The sequence below is a fragment of the Lentzea aerocolonigenes genome, from assembly GCF_000974445.1.
Taxonomy (GTDB): Bacteria; Actinomycetota; Actinomycetes; order Mycobacteriales; family Pseudonocardiaceae; genus Lentzea; species Lentzea aerocolonigenes.
Genome location: NZ_BBOJ01000007.1, coordinates 241278 through 261464 on the forward strand (window position 1 = coordinate 241278; position 20187 = coordinate 261464).

Consider the following 20187-nt stretch of genomic DNA (forward strand, 5'->3'; position numbering starts at 1 on the left):
AGACCACCCGGTCGCCGGGGGTCACGCTGATGACGGAGCCGGCGGCGGGCAGTGCTACCAGCGCGCGGTTGCTCAGGTGCGGTTCCCGAAGCCGATGCAGACGTTCTTGGTCTGCGTGTAGCTGTCCAGCCCCTCCAGGCCCTTCTCGCGGCCCCAGCCGCTGTGCTTGTAGCCGCCGAAGGGCAGTTCCACGCCGGTGCCGACGCCGGTGGCGTTGACGTTGACCTGGCCGGCACGGATGCCGTGCGCCATTCGCAGGGCCTTGTCGATGTCCCGCGTCCACACGTACGACGACAGGCCGAACGGGCTGTCGTTGGCGATCTCCAGCGCGTCCTCGACGTCGTCGAACTCGATGACGGTCACGACGGGACCGAAGATCTCCTCACGGGCGACCCGGTGCTGGTTGGTCAGTCCGGAAAGGACGGTCGGCGCGACGTAGTAGCCGCGGCGCAGCGTCAGGTCCGCCGGTTCGCCACCGCCCGCACGGACCGTCGCACCCTCCTCGCGGGCGACGTCCAGGTATCCCAGCACCTTGTCGCGCTGGCGTGCCGAGACGAGCGGCCCGACGTCGGGGTCGGTGAGTCCGGGGCCCACGCGCAGCGCGTTCGCGTGGGCCGCCAGCCGGTCCAGGAACTCCTCGGCACCGCGCTGCAACAGCAGCCGGGTTCCGGCCGAGCAGGTCTGGCCCGCGTTTCCGAACGCCGAGGCCGCGATGGCACCCAGCGCCAGGTCGAAGTCGGCGTCGGCGAACACGACGACCGGTGACTTGCCACCCAGCTCGACGACCGACGGCACCACGTTCTCGGCGGCGGCCTGGGCGACCTTGATCCCGGTCGCCACCGACCCGGTGAACGTCACCTGGTCGATGCCGGCATGCCCGGCCAGCGCCGCACCGGTCTCGCCGTCACCGGGCACGACGTTGAGCACCCCCGGCGGCAGACCGCACTCCAGCGCGATCCGGGCGATCTCCAGCGGCGTCAGAGGTGCTTCCGGCGACGGCTTCAGCACCACCGTGCAGCCGGCCGCGAGCGCGGGAGCGCTCCCCCGCGCGGTGTTCTGCAACGGGTAGTTGAACGGGATGATCTGCCCGGACACGCCGATCGGCTCGCGCACGGTGTAGTCGATCAGGCCCGGTCCCAGCGGGATGGTGGAGCCACCGAGCTTGTCCGCGAAGCCCGCGTAGAACTCGAAGTACCGCGCGGCGGCCTCGACGTCGGCCCTGGCCTGCTTCAGCGGCTTGCCCACGTCGAGGCTCTCCAGCCGCGCCAGCCGTTCGACATCGGCCCTGATGGCCTCGGCGATCCGGTAGAGCAGCCGACCGCGGTCCGCCGCGCGCATGCCCGCCCACTCGGGAGCGGTGAACGCGGCACGAGCGGCGGCGACCGCAGCGTCCACGTCCGCCTTGCCCGCCAACGAAACCTCGGCGATCGGGTCGCCCAAGGCCGGGTCCACGACGGTGAAGGTGCGACCGTCGGCCGCGGGCACCCGCTTGCCGTCGATCAGCAGCTCGGTGACGTTCATGGCTTGATCTCGCCTTCGACCGCACCGAAGATGACGACCTCGTCGCCGGGGCGCACGGTGCGGATGCGGCGCACCCACAGCACGATCCCGTCCCAGTCGGCGCGCACCTCTTCGAGCGTGTTGCCGTAGTGGTCCACGATCTGGCCGATCAGGTCGCCTTCCTTGCAGGTGTCGCCCGGCTCGGAGTGGCTGACGAAGAACCCGCCGGCGTTGGAACGGGCGAACGTGCCCGAAACCGCCGTGTAGACGTCCCGCAGCTCCACCTCGCCGTCGATCATCTTCAGGCTGCGCAGGATGTTGCGGATCGAGTGAAGGTGCCGCTCGACGTTGGCCTCGCGGTAGGTGGCGCCACCGCACTCGATGGTGATGGCGGGCTTGCCGGCCGCGAGCACGGGATGGCGGACCGTGCCGCCCCACTTGCCGCCCTTCCAAACCAGCTCGTGCCCGGCGGCCAGGGCGATGTCCGTCGCCAGGTCCTCGTAACCGCCCTGGAGGATGACCAACGGGGCGATCTCGCCGTAGGCGCCACCGGTGTGCAGGTCGACCACGGCGTCGACAACGGGGACGACCGCCTCGACGAACTTGGCGGCCAGCCGTTGCGAGTAGGAGCCGTCCGGGTCGCCGGGGAAGATGCGGTTGAGGTTCAGGTGGTCGATGCCGCTCGCACGGGCGGCCGCCTCGAACGCCGGGGTGTTCATGCACGGGATGCCGACGACGGTGCCCCGCAGGGTGGCCGGGTCGAGCTCGGCGAGCGCGCGCCGGATGGCCTCCTGGCCGTCGTACTCGTCGCCGTGCACGCCCGCGTCCACACAGAGGACCGGGCCGTCCTGGGCGCCGTTGACGACGATCAGCGGAATGCCGAGCTCCACGCCGTAACTGCTGGTGCCGACCGGGATGAGGCCCTGGGCGCGCTCCCCCGGCGAGACGGTCAGCGGACCGATGGAGTACATGTGGTTCCTTCCCAATGAGTGGTTCAGACGCGGGGCGACTACAGCACCCGTTCCAGGAACTCCTGGGTTCGTTTTTCGCGGGGGTTGGCGAGCACCTCACGCGCGTCACCGCGTTCCACGGCGACTCCGCCGTCCATGAACAGCACCTCGTCGGCGACGTCGCGGGCGAAGCCCATCTCGTGGGTGACGACGAGCATGGTCATGCCGTGGTGGGCGAGGTCGCGCATGACGGCGAGGACTTCGCCGACGAGTTCGGGGTCGAGTGCGCTGGTGGGTTCGTCGAACAGCATGATGCTGGGCTCCATCGCGAGTGCCCGTGCGATGGCGACGCGTTGTTGCTGGCCGCCGGAGAGCTGGGCGGGGTATTTGTGGCCGCACCCGGCGAGCCCGACCTGGGCCAGGAGTCTCTGGGCCTGTTCCTTGGCGACCTTGCGGCTGATCTTCTTGACCAGTACCGGCCCGGACATGACGTTGTCCTCGGCGGTCATGTTGGGGAACAGGTTGAACTGCTGGAACACCATGCCGATGTGGGAGCGCTGCTCGGCCAGCCGTTGCGGACGCAGAGCGTGGTAGGCACGTTCCTTCTCGACGTAGCCGAAGTCCTCGCCGTTGACTCGCAGCACACCGCGGTCGATGGTCTCCAACCCGTTGACACACCGCAACAACGTGGACTTCCCGGACCCGCTGGGGCCGATGATGCAGGAGATCTCGCCGGCCTTGACGGTCAGGTCGATCCCGCGCAGGACCTCGTGATGTCCGAAGCTCTTGCACAACTGGCGTGCCACGATCGTTCCGTCGGCTTTCACAGCAACGACTCCTTCGTCGCGACGGCCACCGGGGCAGGCCTGCGGGTCGAACGGGAGAAACGGCGTTCGATCATCGACTGCGGCACGCTCAGCGCCATTGTCATGATCAGGTACCAGAGGCTCGCCACGATCAGCAGCGGAATGGTCTGGTAAGTGCGGGCGTAGATCGACTGTGCGCTGTTGAGCAGTTCGGCCACGCCGAGCACGCTGACCAGGGAGGTTTCCTTGAGCATGCCGATGACCTGGTTGCCGGTGGCGGGGATGATCGCGGGCATGGTCTGCGGGATGATCACGTGGCGGAGCCTGGTGAAACCGCTCATGCCCAGGGAGTCAGCGGCTTCGTACTGGCCGCGGTTCACCGAGGCGAACCCGCCGCGGATGATCTCGGCCATGTAGGCGGCCTGGTTCAGCGTCAGACCGACGATGGCCGCGGTCAGCGGAGTCATCAGGGCGTTCATGTCCACCGGTGTGGAGATGTCGGTGAAGGGGATGCCGATGGTGATGTTCGGGTAGAGCGCGGCGATGTTGAACCAGAAGATCAGCTGCACGAGCACCGGTGTGCCGCGGAAGAACGTGATGTAGAGCCGGGCCAGGCCGGAGATCGGTGCCTGGTGCGACATCCGCATCACCGCGAGCAGCAACCCGAGCAGCGTGCCCAGCACCATGCTGGCCACGGTCAGGACCAGCGTGAGGACCAGACCGTCCAGAATGGCCTCGGTGGTGAAGTAGCTGAACACCACCGGCCACTGGTAGTTCTCGTTCGTCACCGTCGTGGTGACCAGGCCGCCGACGATCGCGATCGCGACCGCCCAAGACACGTAGTCGCGCGGACGCTTCGGCGTGATCCGCTTCTTCTGTTCCGGCAACAGTTCGGACACCGGCCGACTCCTGGTAGGTGAACCGATCGTATTGGTGGACATCATCACCCCAGTGGGACGGCCGGCGCCGCGGTCTTGATGCCCAGGCCCTGGAAGCCCCAGCGGTCAAGCGCTTCGGCGTACTTCGGACTGTCGATGATGGACTGAATCGCCGCCTGAACCGCCGGGGTCAGCGGAGAACCCTTGGGCAGCGCCACGTTCACATTCGTGGTGACCACGCGTTCCGGGAGGACCTCCAGCACGTTCGGCTGCCGCTTGGCCGCCCAGGCGAGCGAGGTGAAGTCGTACATCACCGCGTCGAGACGCTTGGAGGACAACTGGGTCAGCGCGTCGGTGACACTCGGCAGCGTCACGCCCGTGATGGCGGGCTTGCCCTGGCTCGTGCAGTCCTTCTCGGTCAGCTGCGGCAGCCACTTGAGCTCCTGCGTGCTGCCGGACTGCACGCCGACACGACGCCCGCACAACTCATGGACGGCCAGCTTCTGCGGGTTGCTCTTGGGGACCGCGACGCCGGTGCCGGTCTGGAAGTAGTTGACCATGTCGAGCACCTTCAGCCGCTCCGCCGTGGCGCCCATGGTGGACGCGGTGAAGTCGAACCGGCCGCCCTGCAGACCCGGGATGATCGTGTCGAACTTGACGTTTTGGATCTGCAGCTTCACCCCGAGCTTGGCGGCGATGAGTCGCGCCATGTCCGGGTTGAACCCGATCGGCGTCTTGTTGTCCGTCGCCATGAACGTGGTGGGCGGGGCCGACAGGTCCATCGGCACCGAGAGCGTGCCCTTGGCCTTCACCGCCTCGGGCAGCAGCTTCACCACGGCCGGATCCGGTTGTACGCCGACCGAGATGTCATCGGTGTGCTCGACCAACTGGCCGGGCTCACCGCTCTGCGGAGCGCTCTGAGGAGCGCCAGTCGACCCGCAAGCGGCGAGCGTGACGGCCAAGGCCGTCGAGACGATCGTTGCGCTCAAGCTTCTGCTGACTCGCATGGGTTTGCTCCTACTCAAAGGGAAAGCACGCCAGGGGCGGGCGTGATGTCTGTCAGTGGTGAGGGGTGGCGATGGCGGCGAGGTGCGTGCCGGGACGGACGGACAGCCCGTTCATGTGGTAGATGACCGTTCCGGAGGAGACGGCGGTGATCTTGTGCTCGGCGCCGTCGACCGGGTCGACGACGCGGCCGATGGTCTGTCCCTCGGTGACCTCGTCGCCGGTGACGGCGTCCGGGTACCAGAGGCCGGTGACCTCGGACTCGACCTCGCCCGTCCAGATCCAGTCGCGCGGCTGCGCGGTCACCGGTGCGAGGTTCTGCGGTGCCTCGACGACGCCGAGGTGGTGCAGCAGCCGGTACAGGCCGTCGAGCAGCCTGCGGACGGTGGCGGGCTCCCGGTCGCCGAGTTGCCCGGTCTCGATCAGGATCGCGGGAACACCCCGCCGGTTCGCCGCGGCGTGGCTGTTGCCGCCGTCCGGGCTGGTGCCGAAGATGGCCCGCTCGTAGCCGACCGCGCGGGCCATTGCCCTGTTCTTCGCGTCCAGCGCGTCGTCGCCGGTCAGGCGGTAGCCGACGAAGTCGAGCAGGTACTGGTCGATGCCACCGCTGTGCAGGTCCGCGTAGGCGTCGGCGCCGTCGATCAGGTGCTCGAACAACCAGGCCGCCATCCGCTCGGTGGGGCCGCCGCCGGGGTCGCCGGGGAAGACTCGGTTGATGTTGATGCCGTCCAACGGGGAGATGTTGAGCCGCCCGCCGTAGACGGCCGCCGGGTTGGCCACGGGGCAGATCACCACCTGGCCGGCGACGTCGTCCGGTTCCAGCAGCCCGGCCAGGCGGGCGGTGGCGTCGAGGGGAATGAACTCGCCGCCGTGGACACCACCGGTGAGCACGACCCTGGGGCCGGGCCGCGAGCCGTTGATGAGGATCAGAGGAACGTCCACCGTCGTGCTGCCGAGATCAGCGGTCAGACTCCCGCGGGTCTTCTGGCCGGGCTCCGCACTCAGCGGACCGATGGTCAGGTTCATGTCTCGCTTACCTCGTTCGGGCTCAGGCCACGGTGCGGGCGTGGGTGGTGACGAAGTCGATCGGCTGGGAGGTGCGGCCCTCCAGAACGAGGTCCGCGGCGATGTCGCCCATGGCGGGCGCGAGCTTGAAACCCTGACCGGAGAAACCGGCCAGCAGGACGACGTCGTCGCAGCCGGGCACAGGGCCGACCAACGGCAGGTTGCTGTGCGTGTAGCCCTCCATGAAGACCGACACGCGCACCGGGTCGGGGTTCAACCCGGGCAGGTGTCGCCGCAGCACCGCCGTGAACGTCTCCAGTTCCTCCGGTGCGACGGTCCGGTTCAGCCGGTTCGGGTCGTCGACCGGCTGGTGGTGGGTCTGGGGCAGGCCGAGCTTCACGGTCAGGCCGTCCGGAGACGGGATGCCGTAGAAAGAGTCCTCGCCACAACGGATGAAGGCGGGACGCTCCGCGTCTGCCGAGGGATCCTCGTGCGGCAGGAACCAGGCGCTGATCGCGCGGCAGATGCTCACCTCCCACGGCAAGTCGGGCAACAGATCGCCCACCCACGGGCCGGGGGTGACGACCGCGGCGTCGAAGCGTTCGGTGCCGGTGTCGGTGCGGATCTCCACGCCTCCCCCGGCGACGGGAGCGACCTCGCGCACCGGCGTGTAGCGGCGGATCCGGGCTCCCAGCTCCTCGGCACGCCGAGCCGCGGTCTGGACCGTGAGCTCCGGGCGGATGTAGCCGGCGTGGCAGTCGAGGATCACCAGGTCGCCGTCGTCGACGCGGAACTGCGGGAACCGCTTGGCCATCGCCTCGGCGTCGATCACCTCGTGGTCGAGGCCGTGCTCGGCGATGCCGTCCACGACGGTGCGCATGTGCGGGTCGTCGGCCGGACCCCAGACCAGGGCACCCGTGAGGCGGCGCAGTTCCCGCCCGGTCTCCGCCTGCAGCTGCTTCCACAGGGCGTCCGCGTGCTGCACGAGCGGTACGTAGCGGCTGTCGTGCGTCTGCACGCTGCGGAAGACACGGGTCTCACCACCGGCGGCACCGCGGTCGTGACCGGGAGCGAACCGGTCGTAGCCGACAACCTCGGCACCCCGTGCCGCCAGTCGCCAGGCGGCCTGACTGCCCACCGTGCCCGTCCCGACGACGGCGACTCGTTTCTTGCTGGCCATGTCGTTTCCTTGTCGGTGGGTGCGGGACGCCTCAGGCCGCGACGCGGTCGGCGGTCGAGATGAAGTCGATGGACTGAGCCGAGGAGCCGTTCAGCGCCAGATCCGCGGCGATGTCGCCGAAGGCCGGCGCGAGCTTGAAGCCGTGGCCGGAGAAACCGGCGAGCAGGATCACGTTCTCGTTGCCCGGCAGCGGACCGACCAGCGGGCGGCTGCTCTCGGTGTAGCCCTCCATGTAGACGGCCAGGCGGGTCGGGTCGGGGCACAGGTCGGGCAGGTAGCGGCCGATCAGCTCGCGGTAGATCTCGAGCTCTTCCGGCTGCACCGTCCGGTCCAGCTGGTTCGGGTCGTCCGCGAGGCGGTGCAGGGCCTGGGAGAGGCCGAGCTTGACCGACACACCGTCCGGGGAGGGCAGGCCGTAGCAGTGGGTGGGTGAGGTGCGGATGAAGGCGGGGCGCTCCTCCCCGAACCAGGCGTCGGGAGTGGTGGACATGAACCAGGCGCTGATCACCCGGCGAACGTCCACCTCCCACGGCAGGTCGGGCAGGAGGTCGTTGACCCAGGGGCCGGGGGTGACGACGGCGGCGTCGAAGTGCTCGCTGCCGGTGTCGGTGCGGATCTCCACGCCGTTCGCGACGGGGACGATCTCGCGGACCGGGGTGTAGCGGTGAATCACGGCACCCAGCTGCTCGGCGTGACGGGCGGCGGTCTGAATGGTCAGTTCAGGGCGGATGAAGCCGGCGCGCCGATCGAGCACGACCGCGTCACCTTCGTCGAGCCGGTACTGCGGGAACCGCTTGGCCAGGGACTCGGCGTCGAGAACATCGTGGTCGAGGCCGTGCTCGGCGATGGACTCGAGGACGGTGGCCATCTGCTGTCCCTCGGGGGACCCCATGAGCAGACATCCGGTGAGCCGGCGCAACTCCCGGCCGGTCTCCTGCTGCAACTGCTCCCACAGGACGTCGGCGTGCTGGAGCAGCGGCACGTACCGGGTGTCCTCGAAGTGCGCGCTGCGGAAGATCCGGGTCTCGCCACCGGCGGCGCTGCGGTCGTGGCCGGGGGCGAACCGGTCGTAACCGACGACCTCGGCGCCACGGGCTGCCAGCCGCCAGGCGGCCTGACTGCCCATCGTTCCCACACCGACGACGGCGACGCGCTTCCTGGCAGCTGACACAGGACCTGTCCTTTCGATTCGCGGGCCCCTCAAGAGGGCTCGTGCCACAATGTGGAACGTCGTGCTAGGATCTGGCACGAACCATGACACCGGCATCGAGGGGAGTCAAGAGGGTGTTCACAGGAAATTCAGAGAGTTAATGGGGGTGACCGGATGGAGATGAAGAGCGTCACCAGGTCGTTGCGCGTCCTGGAAGCGGTCGCCCAGCATCAGCCGGTCACGGTCGGGGAGCTGACGAAGCTCTTCGGCCTGCCGAAGTCGACCGTGCAACGCACCCTGGTCACCCTGGCGGAAGCCGGCTGGCTGCGAGCCAGCCGCAAGGACACCACCCGCTGGGAGATCGGCGCCCGCGTCCTGGCTGTGCGGCCGGCCGCTCTGCAGGGCTCCAGCCTGCTGGCGGTCGCGCACGAGCCGATGGTCCGCCTGCGCGACGCGCTGAACGAGACGATCCACCTGTCGGTGCCGGACGTCCTGCAGAGCATGGTCGTGGTGGACCGCGTCGACTGCGACCACCCCGTGCGAACCTTCCACGCCATCGGCGACACCTCGCCCCTGCACGCCACTGCGGCCGGACGCGCCGTCCTGGCCCAGCTGCCGGCGTCCGAAGTGGACGAGTTCATCGCGCACGGGCTGGAGCGGTTCACCGACACGACCCCGACCGACCCCGACGAACTGTGCGCGGAGCTCGACCGGATCCGCACCGACGGCTACGCGGTCAACCACAACCAGTACCGGCCCGGCATCTGTGCCGTCGCCGCGCCCGTCCTGGAGGAGGACGGCACTCCGCTCGCCGCCGTCGCGGTCTCCATGCCCGACTCCCGCTTCGACCCGAACCGGCTGCCCGAGTGGGGCCGCATGGTCGCCGACGCGGCCAAGGAAGCCACGGAACGCCGGAGCGCCTGAACGTCACCCACACGGCAATGAACGGCCCTTCACCGACGAACGTGAAGGGCCGGCCTTGTGCGCGTCGCCAATCCGCACCGAGCCGACTTGAACCTGTGTGACACGTGCGCCCTTGACCTCTTCGGACTCCATTGCCACCATGATGTGCCGTAATCTGGAACGTCGTTGCACAATGTGGCACGCGGTTCCGACGAAGTTGAGGAGCACACCGTGAAGCCCACCTGTCTGCTGCTGGACCTCGACGGCACGCTGGTGGACTCCGCGGCCGGCATCACCGCGAGCGTCGCCGCCACGTTGACGGCGATCGGCGTTCCCGTGCCCGACAGCGACACCTTGCGGAGCTTCGTCGGCCCGCCGATGCGCCAGACGTTCCGGGAGGTCGTCGGCCTTGACGAGCCGACCGCCGAACGCGCTCTGCGGCTGTACCGAGCGGACTACGCGGCGAGAGGCGCGCTGAACAGCCGGGTCTACGACGGGATTCCCAGCCTGTTGGAGACGCTGGCCGCAGGCGGCTTCCCGCTGGGCGTGGCGACGTCGAAGGTCGAGGACCAGGCTGAGCGGATCATCGAACACCACGACCTGACCACACATCTGACGACCGTGTGCGGCACGTCAGACGCGGCGGGCCGGGCCACCAAGCGTGATGTCATCCGTGAGTGCCTGCGGCGCATGCGGGAGCAGGGCGTCGACGTCTCGCGGCCGCTGATGGTGGGTGACCGCGGCTACGACGTGCTGAGCGCCGCAGCCGAAGGCATCCCCGCAGTCCGCGTGCTGTGGGGCTACGGAACCCCTGACGAGTCGGTGAACGCCCACGCGACTGTCGACTCGCCACAGGCATTGACCCGGCTGCTGATGCCGTCGGGCCGACCGGAGCGGGACCTCCTGTCGCGCGCCCTTTCCTGACCTGCTCTCGCCAACATCGCGGAAGGTTCCGTCCACCATGGACAGTGTCGATGAGAAGATCATCGCCGAGCTGACCCGCAACGCCCGCATCTCGCACGCCGAGCTGGCCGGTCGAGTGCTGCTGTCCCGCAACGCGGTGCGCCAGCGCATCGAACGACTGGAGCGCCAGGGACACATCGCCGGTTACACCATCGTCCGGGCCGGCGACGACTCCGGCGACATCGTTTCCGCGCTCGTGCTCATCTACCGCCAGGACCGCATGCGCGGCGGCGATGTGCTGGCCGCGCTCAAACGCATCCCGGAGGTCGTGATCTGCGAGGTCCTCAGCGGCGACTTCGACATCATGGTGCGTCTGGAGGCGGCGACGCTGCAGCGGCTGCGGGACATCTGGGAAGACATCGCCGAGATGCCCGGCGTCCGTGACACCGTCACCGCGCTCACCCTGTCCTCGGTGGTGAACCGCACGCGAGGAGCAGGGCGAGGTTCGGCGGCGCCGACTACAACCGGGAGCCCGCCCGGAGATGGTTGACGCACACGACCTTGGGCTGGGTCATCTCCTCGAAGGCGAAGCGCACGCCCTCGCGGCCCATGCTGCCGTGCTTGAACCCGCCGAACGGCATGGCGTCGAACCGGTAGTCGGACGAGTCGTTGATCATCACTCCTCCGGCTTCCAGTAGCCGGGCGGCGGTCAGGGCTCGGTCCAGGCGCGCGGTGAAGATTCCCGCGTGGAGGCTGTAGTCGATGGCGTTGGCCTGCTCGATGGCGTCCTCGAAGGACTCGACGGGCTGCAGCACCACGACCGGCGCGAACACCTCCTCCTGCCAGATCGAACTGGTGCTCGGAACACCCTCCAGCACGGCAGGCTTGTACACCGAGCCACTCACCTCGTTGCCGCACAACAGGATTGCGCCCCGTTCCACGGCCGCGTGGACCTTCGCCCGGATGGCGAGCGCGGCCTGCCTGGTGATCATCGGGCCGACGTCGGTGCGCTCGTCGAGCGGGTCTCCGACCCTCAGCAACTCAGTGCGAGCGACGAAAGCGTCGCGGAAGCGTTCGTAGACCTGGTGGGCGATCAGGATTCGCTGGGTGCCGATGCAGTTCTGGCCCGCGGCCCAGAACGCGCCGGAGACGCAGGACTCCACCGCCTCGTCGAGGTCGGCGTCGTCCATCACGATGACCGGGGCGTTGCCACCCAGGTCCATGGCGAGTTTCTTCAGGCCGGCCGTGCGGGAGATGGCCTCGCCGGTGGCGAATCCGCCGGTGAAGGACACCATGCGCACGTCGGGGACGGAGACGATCGCGGCGGCGATGTCGGCCTCGCCGTTGACGACGGTGACGACCTCCTCCGGCAGGCCGGCCTCGACGAGGGTGTCGACCAGGCGCAGCGCGGACAGCGGCGTCAGGGCGGACGGTTTGAGGATGACCGCGTTGCCGCCCGCGACGGCCGGTCCGAGCTTGTGGGCGACCAGGTTGAGCGGGTCGTTGAACGGGGTGATGGCTGCGATGATGCCCAGAGGTTCGCGGGTGAACCAGCCCTGCCGGTTCTCCGAGCCCTCATAGGAGTCGAACGGGATGACCTCACCGGCGTTGCGCCGGGCCTCGGCCGCGGACAGCGAGAGGGTGTTGACGGCGCGGGCGACTTCCTTGCGGGCCTGGGTGATGGTCTTGCCGGCCTCGCTCACGATCAGCCGCGCGAACGACTCCGCGCGCTGCTCGACCAGACGGGAGGCACGTTCCAGGACGGAGGCCCTGGACGCGCGGGACAACGCGGCCGCGACACGCCGCCCGCGCCTGGCCTGCCGCAGGACGCTGCCGATGGCGGTGGCATCGACGGTGGGAACCGAGGCGATGATCTCGCCGGTGTAGGGATTGCGCACGGGCGCCATCTCGGCTCCGGCCTCGACGCCGGTGTGTGTGATGGTGTCAGACAAGGTGGGTCTCCTGGAGGACGCGGCGCGTGGCGGTGGCGTGACGCTGGTGGATGGCGATGATGTCCGAGAGCAGGGCGCAGGCGGTCTCGATGCGGCCGGCGCCAGGGCCGGACACCGTGACCGTGCCGAGGAGGTCGGTGTGGAACGAAACCGCGTTGACCGGGCCTGACACGCCCGCGAGCGGGTGGTGGGCGGGCAGGGCGAGCGGGGCGACACGGGCGTCGACGCTCCCGTCCTCGTTGCGGGTGGCGGAGCCGACGAGCTTCCAGCGCAACGCCTTCGAGGCGGCGTCCCGCACTTCGTCAGGTGTGATCGCGGAGATGCCCTCGCAGAAGACGTCCTCGCGACGCAGGTCGGCGCCGAGCACCTCGTTCGCCAGGATCACGACCTTGAGCTGAACGTCGTGACCCTCGATGTCGGCGGTGGGGTCGGCTTCGGCGTATCCGAGTTCCTGCGCTTCCGCGATGGCCGCCGACAGATCGACACCTTCCTCGATCCGGCCGAGGACGTAGTTCGACGTGCCGTTCATGATGCCTTCGACGCCGGTGATCTCCAGCCCGCCGAACAGTTTTTCGGCCGTGCGCAGGACGGGCGTGCCGCTCAGCACCGAGCCCTCGAACTCGAAGCTGACACCGTGCTCGGCAGCCAGCGCCTTGAGCGCCCTGCCGGCGAGGGCGACCGGTCCTTTGTTCGTGGTGCACACGTGCTTGCCGGATTCGAGAGCCCAGCGCACGTGCGAGAGGGCGGGCTCACCGTCGGCGGGGTTGGTGAACGTCGCCTCCACGACGATGTCGGACGGCACGTCGCGGATCACCCACTCGTTGCGTGGATCAGCGCTTCCGCCCGGCAGCCGCGCGAAGTTCAGCTCCCCCGGCTCGGCGGCCAGCAGCGGCGCCAGATCGATGCCGTCGGTGTCCACCAGGGAACCGGCCCTCAGATCGGTGATCGCCACGACGCGCAGGGCGAAGCCCAAGTCTTCGGCAAGGCGGTCCCCGCGCTGGGACACCAGTTCGGCGAGCGCGCGGTTGACGCCGCCGAAGCCGATGAGGGCCAGGTCGTATCGGCTCATGTGAGAGGCTCCTTCGCGATCCACCGCATCCGACTGCGGTGCGGATGCTCAAAAGCCTCGCCGCCAGGCCTGTCACCTGCTCCATTCCACAACGCTCACAGAGCATGCCGATGTGCGCCGGACTGATGACAGTTCGCACAGCACGGTGCAGTCAGAAAGCCGTGCAGCCCCCGTCCACGGGGAAAGCTCGGGGCGCCGTCCGGTGAGTGAGTACGAGGTTGGCGCCGTCCCGGCGGAGGTGGGAGTGTTCCTCCTCGTTCATGTAATCCACTATGTGGCACGCCGTGCTAATTTATGGCACGACAATCTCCACCCCGAAAGGGGCGGTCAAGCGATGTGAGAAGAGAATGCAGAAGACCAACAGGGGGTAACGCGTGGAGATGAAGAGCGTGACCAGGTCGCTGCGCATCCTGGAGGCGGTCGCGCAGCACCAACCGGTCACGGTGGGCGAACTGACCAAGCTCTTCGGGCTGCCCAAGTCGACCGTGCAGCGCACACTCGTCACGCTGCACGAAGCAGGATGGTTGCGTGCCAACCGGAAGGACACGACGCGCTGGGAGATCGGCGCGCGCGTGCTCGCCGTGCGCCCGGCCGCTCTCCAGGGCTCCAGTCTGCTCGCGGCGGCCCGCGATCCCATGATCCGGTTGCGGGACAAGGTGAACGAGACGATCCACCTGTCCGTTCCCGACGCGTTGGACTGCATGGTGGTGGTCGACCGCATCGACTCGTCGCACGCGGTGCGCACGTTCCACGACATCGGCGACATCTCGCCGTTGCACGCCACGGCGGGCGGACGGGCGATACTGGCCAACACCGGCAAGTCCGATCGGGACGAAGTCCTCGCCAGGCCGCTGGAGAGCTACAGCGAGACCACCCTCACCGATCCGCAGCAGCTCAGGGCGGAGCTGGAGCTGGTGTCGGCGAACGGCTACGCGGTCAACCGCAACCAGTTCCGTCCCGGCGTGTGCGCCATCGCCTCGGCAGTGCTCGACTCCGACGGCTCACCGCTGGCCGCGGTGGTGATCTCCATGCCGGACTCCCGCTACGACCCGGACCGGCTCCCCGAACTCGGCCGCCTCGTCGCCGAAACCGCCAAGGAGATCTCCGCCCGCAGACTGGGCTCCTGATCTCGATGAACGGCGCATTTGTCCACCTGGGGCCGACGAATGCGCCGTTCATCGGGAGCGGTCAGGTCACCGGCACCGCCACGTACTTGTAGTCGAGGAACTCGTCGATGCCGACTCGGCCGCCCTCGCGACCCAGGCCGGACTGCTTCACGCCGCCGAACGGCGCGGCGGGGTTCGAGACGAGACCGGTGTTGAGGCCGACCATGCCCGCTTCCAGCCGTTCGCTCACGCGCAACGCCCGGTCGAGAGACTCGGTGAACACGTAGCCCACGAGGCCCCACTCGGTGTCGTTGGCGCGGCGCAGGACCTCGTCCTCGTCGTCGAACGTCAGGATCGCCGCGACCGGGCCGAAGATCTCCGTCCCCATCAGGTCGCTGTCCGGTGACACGCGGCTCAGCACGGTCGGCGGGTAGAAGCTGCCGGGTCCGGTCGGCGTCCGGCCGCCGGCGAGGACCCGTGCGCCGCGCTGGACGGCGTCCTCGACCAGGCGCTCCACCTTGCGGCGGCCGTTCTGGTCGATCAGCGGTCCGACGTCGACGCCCGGTTCGGTACCGGGTCCGACGTTGAGCGCGCTCATGCGCGCCGCGAGCCGCACGGCGAACTCCTCCGCCACGTCGCGGTGGACGAAGAACCGGTTGGCCGCGGTGCAGGCCTCGCCCATGTTGCGCATCTTGGCGACCATCGCCCCGTCGACGGCCTTCTCCAGGTCGGCGTCGTCGAACACGATGAACGGCGCGTTGCCGCCCAGCTCCATCGACGTGCGCACGACCTGCTCAGCCGACTGCTCGAGCAGCAGCTTGCCCACCTGCGTGGACCCGGTGAACGACAGCTTGCGGATCCGTCCGCCGCGCAGCAGCGGTTCGACGACCTCGCCCGGCCTGGACGTCGTGACGACGTTCAGCACACCGTCCGGCAGCCCGGCCTCGCGCAGGATCTCCGCCAGCACGAGGCTCGACAACGGAGTCTGCGGCGCGGGCTTGAGGACCATCGTGCAGCCGGCCGCGATCGCCGGTCCGATCTTGCGGGTGCCCATCGCCAGCGGGAAGTTCCACGGCGTGATCAGCAGGCACGGGCCGACCGGGCGACGCATCAGCAGCATCCGGTTGCGGCCGTCCGGCAGGGTGCCGAAGCCGCCCTCGATCCGCACAGCCTCCTCGGAGAACCACCGGAAGAACTCGGCCGCGTAGGCGACCTCGCCCCGTGCTTCGGCGAGCGGCTTGCCCATCTCCGTGGTCATCAGCAGCGCGAGCTCGTCGGTGCGCGACACGATGATGTCGTAGGCACGGCGCAGGATCTCGCTGCGCGCACGCGGCGCGGTGGCGGCCCACTCCTCCTGGACCCGCACCGCGGCGTCCACGGCGAGCTGCGCGTCCTTGGTGCCCGCGTCAGCGACGTGGCAGACGACCTCGCCGGTCGCCGGGTTGTCGACGGGCATCGTGGCGCCGTCCGCGGCGTCCACCCACGTACCGCCGATGAACAACTGCTTCGGAACGTCGATCATGGGTTCCCTCCTGGGTCGAGCAGCTCTGCCAGGTGCACGGCGCGGGCGCCGAGGTGGTCGACCTGGGTGGCGCAGCTGAAGCCGTCCGCCACGACGACGGCATCGGGGTTCTCTTCCAGTCGTGGCCGCAGGGACAGGCCCGCGACGGCCATCGACGTGTCGTAGTGCTGTTCCTCGAAACCGAAGTTGCCGGCGAGCCCGCAGCAGCCCTCGGCCTCGGTCACCGTCCGCACACCGAGCTTGCGCAGCAGGTCACGCGGACCGCCGAACGTGGCGTACTCGTGGCAATGCGTTTGCAGCACCACCGAGTCCGGCACGCCGGGCTGCCAGTCCGAAGTGGACAGATCGGTCAACGCGGACGTCAGTGTGTGCACGCGCGCCGCGACCCGCCGGGCGGCGTCGGTGCCCAGCAGTTCGGGCACGTCCCGCTTCAACGCGGCCGCGCAGCTCGGCTCCGCCACCACGATCGGCAGGTCGCGGTCCGGGCCACGATCGAGCCGGGTGACGGTGCGGGCCATCACCCGGCGTGCCACCGAAAGCTGACCGGTGCTGACCCACGTGAGGCCGCAGCACAGTCCGCTGCTCGGTGTGCAGGGCAGGCCGGCGGCGTCGAGCACGCGGGAGGCGGCGCCGGCGACCTGCGGGCGGAAGGCACGCGTGAAGCTGTCCACGAACAGCACCGCGGCCGGTCTGTCGACCGCCGTGCGCAGAACCGATTTCAGCGCACGGCGGGACGCGAAGGGCGGGATGGCCCGGTGTCGGGTGACACCGCCGAGCCACGCGGCGACCTTGCCCAGCGGGCCGCGCAGGACCGCGTTGAGCGGCCGTGCGACGTAACCGGCGAGCTTCGAGGTCGCGGGCAGCCAACCCAGCGAGTAGTGCGACCGCGGACGGATCCGGCCGCGGTAGTGCTGGTGCAGGAACTCGGCCTTGTAGGTGGCCATGTCCACACCGGTCGGACAGTCCGTCGAACACGCCTTGCACGACAGGCAGAGGTCCAGCGCGTCCCGAACCTCGGTCGAACGCCAGCCGTCGCGGACGACGTCACCGCGCAGCATCTCCTGGAGCATCCGGGCACGGCCGCGGGTGGAGTGGTTCTCCTCCCCTGTCGCTCGGTAACTCGGGCACATCACGCCACCGGAACCGCTGCGGCAGCGGCCGACACCGACGCAGCGCCGGACCGCGCCCTCGAAGCCGCCCTCGAAGGTGAACAGCGTCGGACGCCCCTGCGGCTGCGGGACATCCAGCGCGAGATCGGCGTCCACCGCGGACGGCGCCACGATGACACCGGGGTTCAGCAGACCGTCCGGGTCGAAAGCTCGTTTGAAGGCCTCGAAAGCCGCGATGACCTCCCGGCTGTACATGACCTCCAGCAGTTCGCTGCGCGCCCGTCCGTCGCCGTGCTCGCCCGAGAGCGTGCCGCCGTGGCGCACCACGACCTCGGCCGCCTCGCGCAGGAACCGGCGAGTGGCCTCCCTGCCCTCCTCGCTGCCCAGGTCGAAGTCGATGCGCACGTGCACGCACCCGGCACCGAAGTGTCCATAAAGGACGCCGGTGAGCCGGTGCGCGGCCAGCAACGCGCGGAAGTCGCGCAGGTAGCCCGCGAGGTTCTCCGGCGCCACCGCGGCGTCCTCCCAGCCCGGCCACGACTCACCGCCGTCGACCAGCCGGGCGGCGAGGCCCGCCCCGTCCTCACGCACCCGCCACAGCGAACGCCGCTGGGCTTCGCTGTCGACGACTCTGCCGTCGAGCATCCGCCCGCGCGCCTTCAACGTGTCGAGCAGCTGCCCGGCGCGGACCGCGACCTCGCCCGAATCGTCGCCGTCCAGCTCGACGTACAGCCACGCGCGACCTTCCGGAAGGCCGATGACCGAGCCGGAACCACGCCGGGCGCGCATGGTCGCCACGATCGCGGAGTCCATGCCCTCGACCGCGGTGGGCTTCCACCGCAGGATCTCGGGCACGTCCTCGGCCGCGTCCACGACGTCGTCGTAGCCCAATGCCAGCAACGTCGCCGCACGGGCGGTGGGCACGAGCCGCACCGTGGCCGCGACGACGACCGCGCACGTGCCCTCGGTGCCGACCAGCGCACGGGCCAGGTCGAAGCCGTTCTCCGGCAGGAGGTGGTGCAGCTGGTACCCGGAGACCTGCCGCGGGATGCGGCCCAGCTCGGTGCGGAGCGGCGCGAGGTTCTCGCCGATCAGCCGCCGCAGCCGGGCGTCCAGCTCGGCGACCTGGTCCTCCGCGGCGTCGAGTGACCGCAGTCCCGTGTGATCCGCGATCGCGTGCAAGCCGTCGATCGTGACGATCTCCAGCGACTCGACGTGGCCACTGGTGCGACCGTGCCGCACGGACCGGTTGCCGCACGCGTCGTTGCCGATCATGCCGCCGATCGTGCAACGGCTGTGCGAGGACGGATCCGGGCCGAACGTGAGGCCGTGCGGCGCGACCGCGTCACGCAGGTCGTCCAGCACCACGCCGGGCTCCACTCGCGCGGTGTGCGCGACCGGGTCGATGTCGAGGATCCGGTTCATGCCGCGGGAGAGGTCGAGCACGAGACCGGGCCCGACGGCGTTGCCCGCCATGCTCGTGCCGCCTCCCCGCGCCGTGACCGACACTCCGAGCTCCCGGCAGGCCCGCAGCGCCGCGGACACCTCCTCGGGAGATCGGGGGAAGGCCACGGCGCGAGGCGCCACCCGGTAGTTGGAGGCGTCGTAGGCGAAGGGCGCAGTTCCTCCGGCCTCCGACTCCACCCGCAGTCCGGGGGCGGTCTCGGCGAGCAGTCGCACCAGCGGGTCGCCGGTCATCGACCCGACACTCCGGCTTCCACGGCGGCGGACCAGGCCCGCAGCCCTTCGTCGACGGAGTTCTCGTCGATCACGAGAGCGGGGATCATCCGCACGACCTGGTTCCACGCACCGCAGAGCAGCAGGAGCAGACCCTCGTCCACCGCGGCGCGCTGGACCCGGCCGGCGGTCTCCGGGTCGGGGCGGCCGTCCTCGGTGACGAACTCGGTCGCGAGCATCAACCCGGCGCCCCGCACGTCACCGATGGCGGGTGTCCTGGCGGCGACCGCCTCCAACCCAGCCCGCAGCCGCGCGCCCATCAGCTCGGCGTTCTGCACGAGCTTCTCCTCCTCGACGACCTCCAGCGTGGCGACGGCGGCCGCACACGCCACGGCGTTCGCGCCGTAGGTACCTCCCTGCGAGCCCGGCCACGCCTTGCTCATCAGCTCCTCGCTCGCCGCGATGCCGGAGAGGGTGAAGCCGCTGGCCAGGCCCTTCGCGGTGACGAGGATGTCCGGCGTGACACCGGAGTGCTCGTGGCCCCAGAACCGGCCGGTGCGCCCGACACCCGTCTGCACCTCGTCGAGGATCAGCAGGAAGCCGTGCCGGTCGGCGCGCTCGCGCAACCCCTCCAGGAACGCGCGGGGCGCCGGCACGTAGCCGCCCTCGCCGAGCACCGGCTCCACGATGAGCGCCGCGGTGTCAGCGGGCGAGGAGATCGTCTGGAGCACGTAGTCGAGCTCCTGCAACGCGAACCGCGTCGCGGTCTCCTCGTCCCAGCCGTACCGGTAGGCCGTCGGGAACGGCGTGACGACGACCCCGCTCATCAACGGGGAGAAGCCGGACCGGAACCGCGTGCCGGACGTCGTCATGGACGCGGCGGCGACCGTGCGGCCGTGGAAACCGCCGTGGCAGACCAGGATGTTCGGCCTGCCGGTCGCCTGCCGCGCCAGACGCATCGCCGCCTCCACGGCCTCGCTGCCGGAGTTGACGAAGAACAGGCTGTCGAGGCTCTCCGGCAGCACCTCGCCCAGCTTGGCGACGAGCCGGCGCAGCGGCTGGTGCATGACCGTCGTGTACTGGCCGTGGATCAGGGTCGCGACCTGCTCCTGGGCGGCGGCCACGACCTTGGGGTGGCAGTGGCCGGTGCTGGTGACGCCGATGCCCGCGGTGAAGTCCAGGTACCGCCGCCCGTCCTCGCCGTACAGGTGAACCCCCTCGCCGCGGACCGCGACGACGGGGGTGGCTTGGCGCAGGTGCGGTGACAGTGCGGTCATGGTCATCTCCCGGCCGGATGGTCGTGTTGTGGTGGCGACCACCTGAGCCTCTCCGCAGCGCCGCACGCCGACAACGCGTGTTCTGTCCAGCCCGACGTCGTTGTTTGGACGTTTTGTCAACCGAAGGCCCTCACCGAGCCGCCGAACGGCCTCCCGAGGTGACGGGAATCCGCGCTTGCGCAGGTGAGAGCCGCT

At 69.6% G+C, this 20187-nt stretch carries 16 protein-coding genes and 1 pseudogene; 4 read left to right on the forward strand and 13 right to left on the reverse strand.

The window, feature by feature from the left end; genetic code table 11:
• Positions 1-72: 72 nt before the first annotated feature.
• The 8 genes and pseudogenes from AOM45_RS15695 to solA (AOM45_RS15730) all read right to left on the reverse strand — a co-directional run bounded on the left by AOM45_RS15695 (position 73) and on the right by solA (AOM45_RS15730) (position 8495).
• Positions 73-1521 carry an aldehyde dehydrogenase family protein gene (locus AOM45_RS15695; protein WP_030474260.1) on the reverse strand — a complete coding sequence of 483 codons (1449 nt, stop codon included), beginning with the start codon at positions 1519-1521 and terminating at the stop codon, positions 73-75.
• Complete coding sequence (locus AOM45_RS15700) at positions 1518-2471, reverse strand: succinylglutamate desuccinylase/aspartoacylase family protein (RefSeq protein ID WP_030474261.1); 954 nt, start codon at positions 2469-2471, stop codon at positions 1518-1520. Before AOM45_RS15700 ends, AOM45_RS15695 begins: the two co-directional genes overlap by 4 nt.
• Positions 2472-2509: 38 nt before the next feature.
• On the reverse strand, positions 2510-3277 hold the full coding sequence (locus AOM45_RS15705) for an amino acid ABC transporter ATP-binding protein (RefSeq protein WP_059362498.1): 768 nt from the start codon (positions 3275-3277) through the stop codon (positions 2510-2512).
• Complete coding sequence (locus tag AOM45_RS15710) at positions 3274-4155, reverse strand: amino acid ABC transporter permease (protein WP_059362501.1); 882 nt, start codon at positions 4153-4155, stop codon at positions 3274-3276. The genes AOM45_RS15705 and AOM45_RS15710 overlap by 4 nt, the downstream gene beginning before the upstream one ends.
• A 44-nt stretch (positions 4156-4199) precedes the next feature.
• Positions 4200-5141, reverse strand: a complete 942-nt coding sequence (locus AOM45_RS15715) for an ABC transporter substrate-binding protein (protein ID WP_059362504.1) — start codon at positions 5139-5141, stop codon at positions 4200-4202.
• A gap of 52 nt (positions 5142-5193) precedes the next feature.
• Positions 5194-6165 (reverse strand): succinylglutamate desuccinylase/aspartoacylase family protein, encoded by a 972-nt coding sequence (locus tag AOM45_RS15720; protein ID WP_030473756.1) that lies wholly within the window; start codon positions 6163-6165, stop codon positions 5194-5196.
• A 22-nt stretch (positions 6166-6187) separates the two neighbouring features.
• A pseudogene (solA, locus tag AOM45_RS15725) lies at positions 6188-7327 on the reverse strand (N-methyl-L-tryptophan oxidase); the annotation flags it as partial.
• A gap of 28 nt (positions 7328-7355) precedes the next feature.
• Positions 7356-8495, reverse strand: a complete 1140-nt coding sequence (solA, locus tag AOM45_RS15730) for an N-methyl-L-tryptophan oxidase (protein ID WP_030473758.1) — start codon at positions 8493-8495, stop codon at positions 7356-7358.
• Positions 8496-8648: 153 nt separating this feature from the next.
• Here solA (AOM45_RS15730) and AOM45_RS15735 point away from each other — a divergent pair, with 153 nt between their 5' ends.
• The 3 genes from AOM45_RS15735 (at position 8649) to AOM45_RS15745 (ending at position 10830) form a co-directional block, all read left to right on the forward strand.
• Complete coding sequence (locus AOM45_RS15735) at positions 8649-9398, forward strand: IclR family transcriptional regulator (RefSeq protein ID WP_030473759.1); 750 nt, start codon at positions 8649-8651, stop codon at positions 9396-9398.
• 210 nt (positions 9399-9608) lie between these two features.
• Entirely contained in the window at positions 9609-10301 is a 693-nt protein-coding gene (locus AOM45_RS15740) for an HAD hydrolase-like protein (protein WP_030473760.1), read from the forward strand.
• A gap of 37 nt (positions 10302-10338) precedes the next feature.
• Positions 10339-10830, forward strand: a complete 492-nt coding sequence (locus AOM45_RS15745) for an Lrp/AsnC family transcriptional regulator (protein WP_035913937.1) — start codon at positions 10339-10341, stop codon at positions 10828-10830.
• On the opposite strand, the gene AOM45_RS15750 is transcribed toward AOM45_RS15745, so the two are convergent.
• Both AOM45_RS15750 and AOM45_RS15755 read right to left on the reverse strand, forming a co-directional pair.
• Complete coding sequence (locus AOM45_RS15750; RefSeq protein ID WP_201779978.1) at positions 10799-12232, reverse strand: aldehyde dehydrogenase family protein; 1434 nt, start codon at positions 12230-12232, stop codon at positions 10799-10801. The two genes, AOM45_RS15745 and AOM45_RS15750, sit on opposite strands and share 32 nt — an antisense overlap.
• Complete coding sequence (locus tag AOM45_RS15755) at positions 12225-13301, reverse strand: homoserine dehydrogenase (RefSeq protein WP_030473763.1); 1077 nt, start codon at positions 13299-13301, stop codon at positions 12225-12227. Before AOM45_RS15755 ends, AOM45_RS15750 begins: the two co-directional genes overlap by 8 nt.
• A gap of 380 nt (positions 13302-13681) precedes the next feature.
• Between AOM45_RS15755 and AOM45_RS15760 the strand changes: the two genes are divergently transcribed.
• Positions 13682-14428 (forward strand): IclR family transcriptional regulator, encoded by a 747-nt coding sequence (locus AOM45_RS15760; RefSeq protein ID WP_030473764.1) that lies wholly within the window; start codon positions 13682-13684, stop codon positions 14426-14428.
• A 61-nt stretch (positions 14429-14489) separates the two neighbouring features.
• Here AOM45_RS15760 and AOM45_RS15765 read toward each other — a convergent pair whose 3' ends face one another.
• From AOM45_RS15765 to AOM45_RS15775, 3 genes are read right to left on the reverse strand one after another with little or no spacing between them, the layout of a single operon-like run.
• Positions 14490-15929: an NAD-dependent succinate-semialdehyde dehydrogenase gene (locus AOM45_RS15765; protein WP_030473765.1), complete on the reverse strand. Its 1440-nt coding sequence runs from the start codon at positions 15927-15929 to the stop codon at positions 14490-14492.
• A complete protein-coding gene (locus tag AOM45_RS15770; protein ID WP_030473766.1) occupies positions 15926-18736 on the reverse strand; it encodes an FAD-binding and (Fe-S)-binding domain-containing protein in 2811 nt (936 codons plus the stop codon). The genes AOM45_RS15765 and AOM45_RS15770 overlap by 4 nt, the downstream gene beginning before the upstream one ends.
• Complete coding sequence (locus AOM45_RS15775; RefSeq protein WP_030473767.1) at positions 18733-19992, reverse strand: aspartate aminotransferase family protein; 1260 nt, start codon at positions 19990-19992, stop codon at positions 18733-18735. The genes AOM45_RS15770 and AOM45_RS15775 overlap by 4 nt, the downstream gene beginning before the upstream one ends.
• Positions 19993-20187 lie beyond the last annotated feature (195 nt).

Bases quoted from the DNA above. Each gene is read 5' to 3' on its own strand.
- AOM45_RS15695 (WP_030474260.1), bottom strand. From the start codon at position 1,521: ATGAACGTCACCGAGCTGCTGATCGACGGCAAGCGGGTGCCCGCGGCC.
- AOM45_RS15700 (WP_030474261.1), bottom strand. From the start codon at position 2,471: ATGTACTCCATCGGTCCGCTGACCGTCTCGCCGGGGGAGCGCGCCCAG.
- AOM45_RS15715 (WP_059362504.1), bottom strand. From the start codon at position 5,141: ATGCGAGTCAGCAGAAGCTTGAGCGCAACGATCGTCTCGACGGCCTTG.
- AOM45_RS15720 (WP_030473756.1), bottom strand. From the start codon at position 6,165: ATGAACCTGACCATCGGTCCGCTGAGTGCGGAGCCCGGCCAGAAGACC.
- AOM45_RS15735 (WP_030473759.1), top strand. From the start codon at position 8,649: ATGGAGATGAAGAGCGTCACCAGGTCGTTGCGCGTCCTGGAAGCGGTC.
- AOM45_RS15745 (WP_035913937.1), top strand. From the start codon at position 10,339: ATGGACAGTGTCGATGAGAAGATCATCGCCGAGCTGACCCGCAACGCC.
- AOM45_RS15755 (WP_030473763.1), bottom strand. From the start codon at position 13,301: ATGAGCCGATACGACCTGGCCCTCATCGGCTTCGGCGGCGTCAACCGC.
- AOM45_RS15760 (WP_030473764.1), top strand. From the start codon at position 13,682: ATGAAGAGCGTGACCAGGTCGCTGCGCATCCTGGAGGCGGTCGCGCAG.
- AOM45_RS15765 (WP_030473765.1), bottom strand. From the start codon at position 15,929: ATGATCGACGTTCCGAAGCAGTTGTTCATCGGCGGTACGTGGGTGGAC.
- AOM45_RS15770 (WP_030473766.1), bottom strand. From the start codon at position 18,736: ATGACCGGCGACCCGCTGGTGCGACTGCTCGCCGAGACCGCCCCCGGA.
- AOM45_RS15775 (WP_030473767.1), bottom strand. From the start codon at position 19,992: ATGACCGCACTGTCACCGCACCTGCGCCAAGCCACCCCCGTCGTCGCG.